Annotated in this window: 17 protein-coding genes; 6 read left to right on the top strand and 11 right to left on the bottom strand. The window is 67.2% G+C overall.

All coding sequences use genetic code 11. From position 1 onward, the window contains the following. The first annotated feature begins 7 nt into the window (after positions 1–7). Positions 8–1,063 carry a ribonucleotide-diphosphate reductase subunit beta gene (locus QE360_RS03725; protein ID WP_261268832.1) on the top strand — a complete coding sequence of 352 codons (1,056 nt, stop codon included), beginning with the start codon at positions 8–10 and terminating at the stop codon, positions 1,061–1,063. A gap of 361 nt (positions 1,064–1,424) precedes the next feature. On the opposite strand, the gene QE360_RS03730 is transcribed toward QE360_RS03725, so the two are convergent. The 5 genes from QE360_RS03730 to QE360_RS03750 form a co-directional block, all read right to left on the bottom strand. After that, a complete protein-coding gene (locus tag QE360_RS03730; RefSeq protein WP_309704049.1) occupies positions 1,425–1,757 on the bottom strand; it encodes an HNH endonuclease in 333 nt (110 codons plus the stop codon). A gap of 93 nt (positions 1,758–1,850) precedes the next feature. Continuing rightward, a complete protein-coding gene (locus tag QE360_RS03735; protein WP_307102644.1) occupies positions 1,851–2,495 on the bottom strand; it encodes an outer membrane protein in 645 nt (214 codons plus the stop codon). Between the two features lie 230 nt (positions 2,496–2,725). Beyond that, positions 2,726–3,052, bottom strand: a complete 327-nt coding sequence (locus tag QE360_RS03740) for an MliC family protein (protein WP_309699392.1) — start codon at positions 3,050–3,052, stop codon at positions 2,726–2,728. Further along, on the bottom strand, positions 3,049–3,390 hold the full coding sequence (locus tag QE360_RS03745) for a DNA primase (protein WP_309699394.1): 342 nt from the start codon (positions 3,388–3,390) through the stop codon (positions 3,049–3,051). Before QE360_RS03745 ends, QE360_RS03740 begins: the two co-directional genes overlap by 4 nt. 75 nt (positions 3,391–3,465) lie before the next feature. Continuing rightward, a complete protein-coding gene (locus tag QE360_RS03750; RefSeq protein WP_309699397.1) occupies positions 3,466–4,713 on the bottom strand; it encodes a multidrug effflux MFS transporter in 1,248 nt (415 codons plus the stop codon). 165 nt (positions 4,714–4,878) lie between these two features. Here QE360_RS03750 and QE360_RS03755 point away from each other — a divergent pair, with 165 nt between their 5' ends. Together QE360_RS03755 and QE360_RS03760 are read left to right on the top strand one after the other, a co-directional pair. Then, positions 4,879–5,388 carry a hypothetical protein gene (locus QE360_RS03755; protein ID WP_309699399.1) on the top strand — a complete coding sequence of 170 codons (510 nt, stop codon included), beginning with the start codon at positions 4,879–4,881 and terminating at the stop codon, positions 5,386–5,388. 85 nt (positions 5,389–5,473) lie between these two features. Then, entirely contained in the window at positions 5,474–6,430 is a 957-nt protein-coding gene (locus QE360_RS03760) for a 2-oxoglutarate and iron-dependent oxygenase domain-containing protein (RefSeq protein WP_309699401.1), read from the top strand. A gap of 193 nt (positions 6,431–6,623) precedes the next feature. On the opposite strand, the gene QE360_RS03765 is transcribed toward QE360_RS03760, so the two are convergent. Beyond that, the gene (locus QE360_RS03765; protein WP_307102634.1) at positions 6,624–7,913 is read right to left on the bottom strand and encodes a homoserine dehydrogenase; all 1,290 of its coding nucleotides are present in this window, start codon (positions 7,911–7,913) and stop codon (positions 6,624–6,626) included. A 122-nt stretch (positions 7,914–8,035) separates the two neighbouring features. On the opposite strand from QE360_RS03765, the gene QE360_RS03770 reads away from it, so the two are divergent. Continuing rightward, positions 8,036–8,599: a 3'-5' exonuclease gene (locus QE360_RS03770; RefSeq protein WP_309699403.1), complete on the top strand. Its 564-nt coding sequence runs from the start codon at positions 8,036–8,038 to the stop codon at positions 8,597–8,599. 97 nt (positions 8,600–8,696) lie between these two features. Here QE360_RS03770 and QE360_RS03775 read toward each other — a convergent pair whose 3' ends face one another. The 5 genes from QE360_RS03775 to QE360_RS03795 form a co-directional block, all read right to left on the bottom strand. Beyond that, on the bottom strand, positions 8,697–9,131 hold the full coding sequence (locus QE360_RS03775) for a hypothetical protein (RefSeq protein WP_309699405.1): 435 nt from the start codon (positions 9,129–9,131) through the stop codon (positions 8,697–8,699). Further along, a complete protein-coding gene (locus QE360_RS03780; RefSeq protein ID WP_309699407.1) occupies positions 9,128–9,514 on the bottom strand; it encodes a hypothetical protein in 387 nt (128 codons plus the stop codon). The genes QE360_RS03775 and QE360_RS03780 overlap by 4 nt, the downstream gene beginning before the upstream one ends. A gap of 109 nt (positions 9,515–9,623) precedes the next feature. After that, complete coding sequence (locus tag QE360_RS03785; protein WP_309699409.1) at positions 9,624–9,893, bottom strand: hypothetical protein; 270 nt, start codon at positions 9,891–9,893, stop codon at positions 9,624–9,626. 31 nt (positions 9,894–9,924) lie between these two features. After that, entirely contained in the window at positions 9,925–10,359 is a 435-nt protein-coding gene (locus tag QE360_RS03790; protein WP_309699411.1) for a CoA-binding protein, read from the bottom strand. 95 nt (positions 10,360–10,454) lie between these two features. Next, positions 10,455–11,417 carry an Mrp/NBP35 family ATP-binding protein gene (locus tag QE360_RS03795; RefSeq protein ID WP_307102623.1) on the bottom strand — a complete coding sequence of 321 codons (963 nt, stop codon included), beginning with the start codon at positions 11,415–11,417 and terminating at the stop codon, positions 10,455–10,457. A 71-nt stretch (positions 11,418–11,488) separates the two neighbouring features. On the opposite strand from QE360_RS03795, the gene hflK reads away from it, so the two are divergent. Then, a complete protein-coding gene (gene hflK, locus QE360_RS03800; protein ID WP_307102620.1) occupies positions 11,489–12,619 on the top strand; it encodes a protease modulator HflK in 1,131 nt (376 codons plus the stop codon). Continuing rightward, a complete protein-coding gene (locus QE360_RS03805) occupies positions 12,616–13,482 on the top strand; it encodes a protease modulator HflC (protein WP_309692347.1) in 867 nt (288 codons plus the stop codon). Before hflK ends, QE360_RS03805 begins: the two co-directional genes overlap by 4 nt. Positions 13,483–13,548: the final 66 nt, after the last annotated feature.

Raw genomic sequence — 13,548 nt, forward strand, 5'->3', positions numbered from 1 at the left:
AACCCCGATGCCACTTCTCCAAGCCTCCAAGCAGTACAAGCCCTTCGAATACCCCTGGGCGTTCGAGTTCTGGAAGCGCCAGCAACAGCTCCACTGGCTGCCCGAAGAGGTGCCGCTGGGCGAGGATTGCCGCGACTGGGCGCAGAAGCTGACCGATCACGAGCGCAACCTGCTGACCCAGATCTTCCGCTTCTTCACCCAAGCGGACGTCGAGGTGCAGGACTGCTATCACGAGAAATATGGCCGGGTGTTCAAGCCGACCGAGATCAAGATGATGCTGACCGCCTTCTCCAACATGGAGACGGTGCACATCGCGGCGTACAGCCATCTGCTCGACACGATCGGCATGCCCGAGAGCGAATATGGCGCCTTCCTCGAATATGCCGAGATGAAGGACAAGCATGATTACATGCAGAATTTCGGCGTCGACAGCGACGAGGACATCGCGCGCACGCTGGCGATGTTCGGCGGCTTCACCGAAGGCGTCCAGCTGTTCGCGTCCTTCGCGATGCTGATGAACTTCCCGCGCTTCAACAAGATGAAGGGCATGGGCCAGATCGTCAGCTGGTCGGTGCGCGACGAGAGCCTGCACTGCGAAGGCATCATCCGCATGTTCCACGCCTTCTGCCAAGAGCGCCAGTGCCTGACCAAGGCGGTGAAGGACGACATCGCCGATGTATGCCAGACGACGATCCGCCTGGAGGACAATTTCATCGACCTCGCCTTTGAAATGGGCCCGGTCGAGGGGATGAAGCCCAAGGAGATCAAGAAGTATATCCGCTACATCGCCGACTGGCGCCTGGGCCAGCTCGGCCTGAAGCCGATCTATATGATCGACGAGCATCCCCTGCCCTGGCTGACCCCGCTGCTCAACGGCGTGGAGCATGCGAACTTCTTCGAGACGCGCGCGACCGAATATTCCAAGGCGGCGACGCGCGGCCAGTGGAACGACGTCTGGGACGCGTTCGATACCCGGCAAAAGGCCAAGACCGCCAAGGCGGCGAACGAGGAGCCGGGCGAGACCGGCGACATGTTCTCGGCCGCGGGCGTCGCGGCGGAGTGATTGCCGAAAGGGCGGGCTTCGGTCCGCCCTTTTTTTTCGCGCGAAGCCGCGATGGCGCGAATAGGTGTGGTTCGCGCAGAGGCGCGGAGGGCGCGGAGATCATTTGGATGCGCCCCGCGCTCCCCACTCTCCGTTCAGCCTGAGCGTAGTCGAAGGCCAAGGGAAACCGTGTCCCCACAGCCCTTACGGCCGTAGGCCAAACTCGACATTTCATAGTGTAACAGGCGTTATCCCGTGGCCTTCGACTACGCTCAGGCTGAACGGATGTGAGGATATAATCCCCGCCCTCTTTTCTCCGCGCCCTCCGCGCCTCTGCGCGAACCACACCTATTCGCGCCATCGCGGCTTCGCGCGAACTAAATCACCGCGCCGCCCGCGTCGGCGCATGGAAGTCCGCCGGTTTCCCTGCAATCCACCGCAGGAACCGCGCCATCTCCGGATGCGCGCGCAATACCGCGAAGTCCGAAAACCCCCGCGCCAGTTCCGCGTTGGAAAAGGTCGCATGGATGGTCCGATGACAGATGGGATGGACCGGCACTGTCTCGCGCCCGCCTTCGCTCTTGGGTACGGGGTGGTGCCATTCCACCTTCGCCCCCAGCGGCCGGTCGCACAGCGCGCAGGATCGAGGCGGTGCCCGCTCGACCCGTTGGGCGGCGGCCGCCAGTCCCGCCTTGCGTTTTACCCGACCGACCATCGCCATCGATATGGGAAGCCTGTCCACAAAGGAAAACGGGGTCCGGCATCACTGCCGAACCCCGCCACCTTACGCCAACTGGACCCCGAGGGATCAGAAGTGTGCGACGACACCCGCCATCGGACGGAACGAGTGCGCGTCGTCAAAGGTCGAGACTTCCAGACGCAGACGCAGACCCGAGTTGCCGGTCAGGCCGCCCAGACCGATGTCCTTCGGGCCGACTTCGGCGCCGACGCCATAGACGGTCGCGTGATAGTCACGCTTCAGGTCGCCAGCGACGCCCGGAGCGAAGTTGTGGAAGTTGTTCCAGCGATAGCCGACCTTGCCGTAGAACAGGCCGCTCTCACCGGCGCGGAAGCCCGCGCGGCCATAGGCGCCATACTGCCAGTCGATGTCACCCGACACGCCCTTGGCGACCGCGCCCTCGGCGCCGACGAACACGGGGCCCAGCGGCACGTTGAAGCCGACGATGCCCTCGACCAGCGCGCCGTCCAGGTTATAGCCCTTGGGCTGCGTGGGAATGCCGGCGACCGACTGGCGATCGAACTGCTCCCAACCACCCATGACCGCGACGTACGGCTCGATACCGAAGGCGCGGGTGCCATCGGGAGCGGTCGCGGTGTCGGCGGCCGGGGCGGGTGCCGCAGCCGTCGTGTCGGTGGTGTTCATGTCCTGTGCCATGGCAGGCACGGCAACGAACGCGGCCGCCGCAGCGGCGACGAGGGAAAGCTTACGCATGTGAGATACCCTTCTCTTATTCTATGTGGGGCGGCGGATCGAACCGCTCAGCCCAGGCCCGCTTAACCGGCAAAACCGTGCTGGGTTGCACGAAGATCGTCATTTTGGTCGCGTTGTGGGAACCTGTTGCCGTGATGACACAGTTCCTGTCACCTAGATGAACCAATTGAGGGGAGAATGCGGCGGCCCAGATTTTCCGCCATTTTTTCGCCTTGAATGATGGCTGCGCCTCAGCGGACGGCCTGGCAGCGGAGGGAATCGCCGGTGGGGCGTGTCAAAACAACCTCACCCCCCTTGCCGCGCAGGTCATGGCCGAATCCGGCATAATGGATGCCGGATGCGACCGGCTGACCGGTCAGGCGTATCGCCAGATCGCCGTCCAGCCGCATCAGCGCGCTGTCGTCGCGATTGTCGAAACGGACCCAAAAGCGACTGCCATTCTCGCACCGGAAATCGGTCGAGACCATCGGCGGCATGGAGGAGCGGGGATCGGGCATGGTCGAACAGCCGACCAGCACGATCCCCCCGGCCGCCAGCGCGACTGGCAGGCGGTTCATGGCCGCAGCGCGGCGTCGTCGGCTTCGTCGATATCGCCATCGGCGACGGTGTCGTCCTCGAAATCCTCCTGGAGATCGTCCTCGTCGATGTCTTCGGCGGCCATGTCGACCGAGGCATCGCTCTCGCCCACCTCTTCGGAGTCCATGTCGAGTTCGTCGATCGGCTCGTCCTCCATCGTATCGTCGCCCAGATCGGGGTCGATATCGGTGATCAGCACGCCATCGCTGGGGCCGTCGCGCGTCGCCTCCAGGATTTCGGCACGCTGGCTCTCGTCATAGCCTTCCTCGTCCCAGCCATCGTCGCCGGGTCCCTGGCTGGAAACCTGATGTCCGCCCATCCTTGCCTCCTGTGATCTGTGGAGGGTGGAACGGTGCGGCGGCCCGGCCGGTTCCCGGCGCGGGCCGTGCGCGTGTCAGAGGGGGCGGAACATTCGCCCGCGCTCGGTCGCGAACACGAAGGCGAAGGCCGCGCATCCCGCCACCAGGAAGCCCAGCGTCAAGGGCCGGGTCGTCCCGTCAAAGGCTTGGCCGATCCCGGCGCCGATGACCGATCCGATGGTGACGCTGGCAAAGCCCTGCACGCTCGACGCGGTGCCCGCGATGCCGCCCATATTCTCCATCGCCATCGCCGAGAAATTGGAGGTCGCCAGACCGAAACAGGCCATGGTGATCGCCTGAAGCACCGCGAACACGACCAGCGACTCGCCGCCGAACCAAGCGATCGCCAGATGCAGCGCCGAGACGACGATCAGGATCGTCACCGAGCTGTGGCTGATCAGCCGCGTGCCCAGCCGCATGACGATCCGCGAGTTGAGCAGATTGGCCGCCGCCATCGTCACCGAGGTCGTGGCAAAGATCAGCGCGAGCAGCTTCTCGCGCCCGAACGTCACCGCCATGATCGGCTGCACCGAGTTGAGATAGCCATAGAGCGCGGCCATCAGCGCGGTCGCCGCCAGCGTATAGCCCAGCGACAGCCGGTCGGCCGCGGTCTGCCGCCAGCCGCGCCAGATCCGGTCGAGCGAGATGGGCAGCCGCGCCTCGGGCTTCAGCGTCTCGGGCATGCGGACTGCGAACCAGATCAGCACCAGCGTGGCGAGGCCCGCAATGGTCCAGAAGATCAGCCGCCAGTTGCCGAACAAGAGCACCAGTTCACCGAAGGCGGGCGCCAGGATCGGTACCACCATGAACACCATGAAGGCGATCGACATGACCTGCGCCATGGCGCGACCATGATAGCAGTCGCGGACCAGCGCCACCGTCGCCACCCGCGTCGCCGCAATCGCCGCGCCCGCACAGACGCGCGCGACCATCAACAGCAGGAAGCTGCCCGCCATCGCCGCCGCGCCATTGGCGATGATATAGATGACCAGCGCCACGATCAGCACCCGCCGCCGCCCATAACGGTCCGCCAGCGGCCCATGCACCAGCTGCGCCACGCCGAACCCGATCAGGAAGGCGGTGACGACGAACGGCCGCTGGGTGGGCGACGCGTTCAGCGCCTCGCCGATGGCGGGCAGCGCGGGCAGCATCGAATCGATCCCCAGCGCGGTCAGCGCCATCAGCGCCGCGATCAGCAGGACGAATTCGACAAAGCCGATGGGCGCGCCGGGGGTGTCGGCGGCGACGGGGGTCGCCGGATCAGCGGAACGGGATTCGGACATGATGCCTGTCCCATAAGCGCGTTCGGACGCCAGGGAAACCGGGAAAACCCAACCGAGCCGATCACCTTCGCCGTCAACCGCGTTCAGCGCGTCGACAGCTTGTGCGCGCCACACACCACCCCCACGTGTATCGGACCGACAGGACACTGGAGGGAGTTTGCCGTCATGACCATCCTGCATCGAACCGCCCTGCCCCTTTCGCTGGGCATGGCATTGGCGCTGGCGGGGGCGCTGGCGGGTTGCGACCGGCCGACTGACGGGACCTCGGTGACGATCAACAGCTCGGACGGCCAGACGGTGGCGGCGGTCGACGGCAGGTCGGGCGAGGTGAAGCTGGCGCTGCCCGGATTCACCGGCGCGTTCAAGCTGCCCAAGGTGTCGCTGGAGGCGGATAATTTCGAGCTGAACGGCGTCCATCTCTATCCCGGCTCGAAGATCCGCAACGTCGATGTCGGCAATGGCCGCGACAAGGCGTTCGTGATGACCTTCGACAGCCCCGCCGATCCGCAGACGGTGCGCGACTGGTTCCGCGACAAGATGACGGATGCCGATTTCACCCTGACCGATCGCGGCGAGGGGCTGGTCGGCACCACCGCCGAGAACAAGCGCTTCCGCCTCGAGCTGCGCGATGCGGGCGGCGACCGATCGACGGGCACGATCACGCTCGGCGGATAAATTGACCGCCGACCGGCTGGCCTGTTCGGGCCGGTAGGGACATTATATAGCCTTACGCCTATTCGATTTTCTGGACGACATATTCATGACCGACACCCGCTCCGCCGAGGTCCCGACGCTCAGCCTGGCCGATCAGGACCGCGATCCCGAGGCGTTCGCCGCCGCACTGGGCGGTTCGTTCGAGCGGTTCGGCTTTGCGATCGTCGCCGATCACGGCGTCCCCGCCGAGCTGATCGACCGCGCCTGGGCGCAGACCAAGGCGCTGTTCGACCTGCCTGAGGAGGAGAAGCGCGGCTATCACATCCCCGGCGGCGGCGGCGCGCGCGGCTATACCCCGTTCAAGACCGAGATTGCCAAGGATGCCAAGGTCGTCGACCTCAAGGAATTCTGGCATGTCGGCCGCGAACTGCCCGAGGGCCATGCCTATGCCGACCGGATGCCCGCCAATATCTGGCCCACCCGGCCCGAGGGGTTCCGCGACGACTTTCTCGAACTTTTCACCGCGTTCGACCGGGCGGGGGATCGCCTGCTGTCGGCCATCGCCCGCCATCTGAAGCTCGATCCGCACTGGTTCGATCCGGCGGTCAAGGACGGCAATTCGGTGCTGCGCCTGCTCCATTATCCCCCCATCCCGGCGGATGCCGAGGGCGTGCGGGCGGGCGCGCATGAGGATATCAACCTCATCACCCTGTTGCTGGGCGCGGAAGAGGCCGGGCTGGAACTGCTCGACCGCGATTCGGGCGAATGGCTGGCGATCCGCCCGCCCGAGGGGGCGATGGTGGTCAATGTCGGCGACATGCTCCAGCGGCTGACCAACCATGTCCTGCCCTCGACCACGCACCGGGTGGTCAACCCGCCGGTCGAGCGGCGCGGTTTCTCGCGTTACTCCATGCCCTTCTTCCTGCACCCCGCGCCCGATTTCCTGATCGAGACGCTGCCAGGCACGGTGACGGCGGACAATCCGAACCGCTATCCGACGCCGATCACGGCGCATGACTATCTGTACGAGCGGCTGGTCGAGATCGGGTTGATCAAGAAGTAAGGGAAGGGCTCGGTGAGACACCGCCCTCCCCCAGCCCCTCCCGCCTGCGGGAGGGGAGCGGCAAGGACGAAACGCCGAATTCCATAAACTTCTCTCCCGCAAGCGGGAGGCATCACCCTAAAACTCCCCTCCCGCAGGCGGGAGGGGCTGGGGGAGGGCAAGGGGCCTCGCAGAGACCTTACGCCCCCGAAAATTACCCCAGAATATGCATCAACAGCGGCTGCCCCACGAGGCTCTGGCTGCCGCGCAACCGCTCCAGCGCCTGGGCGACCGCGCGCTCCGGCCCTTCATGCGTCACGATAGCGATCATCACGCCGCCATCGGCCGCCTCGCCGCGCTGGATCAGGCTTTCGATCGACACGCCCGCATCGCGCATCGCCGCCGCGATCTCGGCCAGCACGCCGACCTTGTCCTGCACGGTGAAGCGCAGATAGGCACGCCCGCGCCGCTCGCCGCTATCGGCCTTGGCCGCCGGGATCAGTTCGTGCGCGGGCATGGCGAAGGATGCGCCATATTCGCCGCGCGCAATGTCGATCAGGTCGGCGACCACCGCGCTGGCGGTCGGGCCATCGCCCGCGCCCGCACCCTGGAACAGCAGGCGGCCGACGAAATTGCCCTCCGCGACCACGGCATTGGTCGATCCGGTGACATGCGCCAGAGGATGGTCGAGCGGGACGAGATGCGGATGCACCCGCTGGAACAGGCCGTTCGCCCCTTCCTCCGCCACGCCGACCAGCCGCACCCGGTAGCCCAGCGAGGCCGCCTGCGCGATATCGGCGGCCAGGACATGGCGCACCCCGCCGATCGCGACATCGCCGAACGCCGGCTGGGTGCCGAAGGCGATGGCGGCCAGTATCGACAGCTTGTGCGCGGCATCCACCCCGTCAATGTCGAAGCTGGGGTCCGCCTCGGCATAGCCCAGCGCCTGCGCCTCGGCGAGCACCTCGGCGAAGTCGCGGCCCTCCGCCTCCATCTTGGACAGGATGAAATTGCAGGTGCCGTTCAGGATGCCATAGACGCGCGCGATGGCATTGGCCGCCGCGCCTTCGCGCAGCCCCTTGATGACCGGGATGCCGCCCGCCACCGCCGCCTCGAACTTCAGCGCGGCCTTCGACGCCTCCGCCTTCTGCGCCAGTTCCAGCCCGTGATGCGCCAGCATCGCCTTGTTGGCGGTGACGAAGCCCCGCCCGGCCTCCAGCGCGGTGCGCGCCAGCGTCAGCGCGGGGCCGTCCGATCCGCCGATCAGCTCGACCACCACATCGGCATCCTCGCGCGCGGCGAGCGCGGCGGTGTCGTCCACCCACTCGAACCGCGACAGGTCGACGCCGCGATCCTTGGTCCGGTCGCGCGCGGAGACGGCGACGATCTCAATCGGGCGACCGGCGCGCCGGGTAATCAGCTCCCGGTTCGCGTCGAGCAGGCGAATGACGCCGCCCCCCACCGTACCGAGTCCCGCCAAAGCCACCCGCAATGCGTCGCCCATCATCTTTTCCCGTATCCAGAGCGTTCGTTGAGCCTGGGCGGGTAGCGGATAGAAATGGTCGCTGTCGAGCAGGCAGGCGACCTTTTATTGCTCGAAACGCCAGATCGCGCTAAAGCAGCAGGATGATTTCCCCCGATTTCGTGGTCATCGACGTCGAAACCGCCTGTTCGCGTACCAGCAGCATCTGCCAGATCGGTATCGTCGGCTATACGGACGGGATCGAGGTGCTCGCCTATGAAACGCTGGTCGATCCGTGCGACGAGTTCAGCCCCTTCAATATCGGCATCCATGGCATCACCGCCGATCATGTCCTGGGCAAGCCCAATTTCGCCGCGCTCCATCCCGAACTGGCCGGGCATCTGGGCGGGCGGGTGACGGTGGCGCATTCGGGGTTCGACAAGGGGGCGCTGGGCCGCGCCTGCGAACGCGACGCGCTGCCCCCGATCGCCGCACGCTGGCTGGACAGCGTGACCATCGCCCGGCGGGCCTGGCCCGAGCTGCCCAATCACAAGCTGAGCACGCTGGCCGCCTTCCTCGAGCTGGAACACCGCCACCATGACGCGCTGAGCGATGCGCGCGCGGCGGGACAGGTGGTGCTGCGCGCGATGGCGCAGACCGGGCTGACCCTGGCCGACTGGTTCGCCCCGCCGCCCTCGGCCCGGTCGCGGCGACAGGCGCGCGGCTGAGGCGCGCGCGCCCGCTTCATCGGCGCGGGCGTCTCGATCGGATCGACATTCCGTCCATTCCTCCCCTGGAAGGAGAGGATTTGGGGGGCGATCCGGCCTATGGCTCCAAATGCCCTCGCGGCCCCGGACCGTCGAGCGCGATCGGCACGCGATTGCGCTTGTCGCGCGCCTTGTCGACGATCTTGCTGAGCCCGATCCGCGCCTCGTTCGCCAGCATCAGCACGGGCGTCACGACGTCCACCATCCCCCCGCATCCCGCAAGCCGCGCGGCGCAGGGCGTGCTCGCGGCCCGCAACGCCCCGATGCCGGTCAGATCGGGGTTGGACATCAGCGGCTTGGCGGGCGGCGCATCCGGATCGGGGGGCAGGCGATTGTCGCCCAGGCGCCGTCCGCACACGATCACCTCGTCCTTCGTCCCGGCCGAGGGCGGGCAGGGATCGGGAGCCAGGATCGAGAAACGCTGGGTGCCCGGTGGAGGCCCGGCCGCCGCCGGAGTCGCCTGGAGCGCGAGGATCAGCGGCACCAGCATCATGGCGCGGGCTTCCGCAGGGTCAGCGCGCCGCTTCGCCCACCTGTTCCGACCGTGACGCCAGCAAGGCCGCCGCCGACCTGAAAGGGGGACAGATCCTTCAACGGCGTACTGCGCGCCAGTATCCGGGTGCGCTCGGCCATCACCCCCTCATGCCTGGGGTCGCCGGGATCGGGTGCGGATTGATAGGGAAAGCGAAAGCGATCGGCATTGCGACGACCGCACACGGTCACATCGGTCGAGTTGGGATCATAGATGCAGCGGCTCTCGACGCTGGTCAGTCGCCGGGTCCTGGCCATGATCGCGTCGACCGATGGCTGGGGCGGCGGCATCTCCCCCTGAATGGGTGCCACCATCATCCCTATCGCCCAAATCGTCGCAACCATGACGCTCTCCCGGCATCGTGCATGCGCGCGGTCGGATGACCGCCACGGTCGGGATCATGCCTGTTTCGCGGGCATCGCGCCAGTATTGCTTTGCACCAGTGCCGATCGATTACTGGTCGATCGGCATCCGGAACAGGGTTCGCGGCTTGCTGGTGCAATATTTGTCCCCGACAACAGCACAATAGGTGCCGTCATTGGCAAAGGCGCGGGACTTGGAATCGATCGCGCTCGTCCTGTCGGGGCCCAACCGATAGGGCGATGGGCGTGCCGTCATCGGACAGCGACCCGGCACACATCCCGTCGTCAGTCGGGGAAGTGTCACCAGCTGACGCTCCGGTGCTTGCGGCGCGCCCAGCAGGATCAGGAACGGCATCATCATCGTCGCATCTCCCTGTTCTTCGCCCCCGATCTCAGCCCCCGATCACCGGCGCGATGCCCAGCCGGGGTATCTCGATCGCCGGACAGCGGTTCATGACCACCTTCAGCCCGGCCGCCTCGGCGCGCGCCGCCGCTTCGTCATTGACGACGCCCAGCTGCATCCAGATCGCCCTGGCCCCGACCGCGATCGCCTCGTCCACGATGGCGCCGACCGCGTCCGAGCGGCGGAAGATGTCGACGATGTCGATGGGATCGCCCAGCTGGCCCAGCTCGCGGAACACGAACTCGCCATGCACATGCTCCCCGGTGATCTGCGGATTGACCGGGATCACGCGATAGCCATGATCCTGCAACCGCTTCATCACCCCGTAGGAGGGCCGGTCGGGGCGGTCCGAGGCGCCGACCAGCGCGATGGTGCGCGCCTCGCTCAGCAGGGCGCGGATATCCTCGTCGGCGGTCAGCGGCATGGACGGTCCCTTTTGTCGAACCGCCCGTCCAGCTTGCGGGATCAAGGGGATGCGGGCGGCTTATCCGGCTCTAACGCCCTGCCGCCGCGCCGGTTTCATGCCGCCGCCGGGCTCGCGTCCAGCCACTGCGCCACCCGTTCGGCCAGCGGGGCGAAGACCGTGTCCCCCTCCCCCGCCGCAGGCGGCTGCCCCGCGTCGGAGGCGGTGCGAATCGCGATGGTCAGCGGCACCCGGCCCAGGAAGGGAATGCCCAGCTCCGCCGCAGCCGCTTCCGCCCCGCCCGAACCGAACGGGTCCGAGATGCCGCCGCAATGCGGACAGCAATAGCCCGCCATATTCTCGACCAGCCCGATGATCGGCACCCCGGCCTTGGCGAACAGGTCGATCGCGCGGCGCGCATCGATCAGCGCCAGGTCCTGCGGCGTCGAAACGATGACCGCGCCCGCCGGGCGGTGCTTCTGCACCATGGTCAGCTGGACGTCCCCCGTCCCCGGCGGCAGGTCGAGCACCAGCAGCTCGGTCGCGCCCCAGTCGCCATCGACCAGCTGGCTGAGCGCCCCCGCCGCCATCGGCCCCCGCCAGGCGATCGCCTTGTCCGGCTCGACCAGCTGGCCCATCGACAGCAGGGGAACACCGTGAGGGGTCGGCACGGGTTGCAGCTTGCCGTCCTGCGCGACGGGCTTCACCCCCTCGGCCGCCATCAGCCGGGGCTGCGACGGGCCATAGATGTCCGCATCGACCAGCCCGACCTTGCGCCCGCCCCGCGCCAGCGCGATGGCGAGATTGGCCGACAGGGTGGACTTGCCCACCCCGCCCTTGCCGCTGGCGACGGCGACGATCCGGCGCTCGCGTTTCTCGGCGGTCAGGACGACACGGACATCCTCCGCCCCCGACTGGATCGCGGCGGCCTTGACCCCGTCCTCCAGCGCCTGTCGGCCCGCGCCGTCCAGCCCCGTGGCGTCGAGCACGACGCCCGCGCGCGCGCCCTCCATCCGCACGCTCGCGCGCTTGCCCGCCACCGCGGCCACCGCCGCCTTCACCGTCTCGATCATGCTCATGGGGGGCAGATAGGATGGGTTACGCGGCTTGGCACTGTTTTTGTCGGCGAACCGTTCCTATAACGATGACTATGAGAAAGCTGACGGGTCGCTTCCGACGCCCCCCCATTCTTGCCGCCGAGACGCCGAAGGGCCCATGGGGCGGGTCCGGTGAGGACTCCGATGGCGGGCCCCGCAATCCCTGGGCCGTCCCGCCGGGCGGTCGCAAGGCCCCTGCCAAGCCGACCGCGCTGGACGAGTTCATCCGCAAGGCGCGCGGATCGGGCGGCGGCGGACCGGGCGAAGGCCCCGGCGGATCGGGCGGCGGCTTTGGCGGCCTGCCCGGCGCGCCCGGCGGACGCACCCTCTGGGCGATCGGTGCCGCGATCCTGGTCGGCATCTGGCTGCTCTACACCTCGATCCATCCGATCGGCCCGCAGCAGCGCGGCGTCGTCACCTATTTCGGTCGCTATACCGGCGTGCTCGAACCCGGCATCCAGCTGACCGCCCCCGCCCCCATCGCCGCCGTCCGCGTCCTGGACGTGCAGAAGATCCGGACCGAGAATTTCCCCGAGGGCTCGGGCGAGAATCTGGTCCTGACCGGCGACCAGAACATCATCGACCTGACCTATTCGGTCCGCTGGGACATCGCCAATCCGCGCGACTTCGCCTTCCGCCTCGCCCAGCCGCAGGAGACGGTGCGCGCCGCCGCCGAGAGCGCGATGCGCGCGGTGATCGCCGAGACGACGCTGGACCAGGCGCTGGGTTCGGGCCGCACCGGCATCGAACAGCGGGTGCAGGAGCTGACCCAGTCCATCCTGAACGAATATCGCTCGGGCGTGCGTATCCAGGGCGTGGCGATCAAGCAGGCCGCCCCGCCGCAGCAGATCGTCGACGACTTCAACAAGGTGACGGCGGCGCAGCAGCGCGCGGTGGCCGATGTGAACCAGGCCAAATCCTATGCGCAGCAGGTGATCGCCCGCGCCCAGGGTGAGGCGGCGCAGTTCGACAAGGTGTACGAACAATATCGCCTGGCCCCCGAAGTGACCCGTCGCCGCATGTATTACGAGACCATGGAGGCCGTGCTGGCCAAGTCGGACAAGACCATCGTCGAGGCGCCGGGCGTCGTGCCCTATCTGCCGCTGCAAAAGGCGCGCCCCGCCCCCGAAATGGTGGCCCCCGAACCCGCCGCGCCCGTCGCGACGCAGGGAGGCGGCCAGTGAACGGCCTGTCGATGCGCAATCCGATCGTGCTGGGCGTCGCCCTGCTGGTCGCGGTGATCGTGGCGGCGGCGACCTTCGCCATCGTGCCCGAGACCAAGCAGGCCGTGATCTATCGGTTCGAGCAGCCGCGCCGGATCGTCAACGGCTATCGCCCGAACGAGGAACTGGGTGACAGCGGCGCCGGGCTGATCGCGCGCATTCCCTTCATCGACCGCATCGTCTGGGTCGACAAGCGGGTGCTCGACCTCGACCTGGAAAAGACCCAGGTGCTGTCGACCGACCAGCTGCGCATGAACGTCGATGCCTTTGCCCGTTTCCGCGTGATCGACCCGCGCCGGATGCTGGCGACGGCGGGCAGCGTCGACGGTGTCATCAACCAGCTTCGCCCGATCTTCGGATCGGCGCTGCGCAACGAACTGGGCAAGCGGCGGTCGTCCGAACTGCTCAGCCCCGAGCGCGGGCAGGTGATGGACGCGATCCAGGTCCGGCTCGACCGGATCGCGCGCCAGTATGGCGTGCAGATCGTCGACGTGCGGATCAAGGAAGCCGAACTGCCGCCGGGCACCCCGCTGCAAAGCGCGCTCGCCCGGATGCAAACCGCGCGCCAGCAGGAGGCGATCACCATTGCCGCGCAAGGCCAGAAGCAGGCGCAGATCGTCCGCGCCGACGCCGATGCCCAGGCCGCGCAAATCTATGCCCAGGCCTTTGGCAAGGATGCGGATTTCTATGACTTCTACCGGGCCATGCAGTCCTATCGCCACACCTTCGGCGCGGACGGCTCGACCCAGGAACATGGGAGCACCCAGATCATTCTGTCGCCGCAGAACAGCTATTTGAAGGAATTCACCGCGCCGGGCCGATAGGTGGTTTCGCCACCTTTCCGCTCGTTCATATTCAAGCGTCGTTCAGCCAGACCGTGACAAATAGGA

Origin of the sequence: Sphingomonas sp. SORGH_AS_0789 (assembly GCF_031453055.1) — a bacterium.
Classification (GTDB): domain Bacteria; phylum Pseudomonadota; class Alphaproteobacteria; order Sphingomonadales; family Sphingomonadaceae; genus Sphingomonas.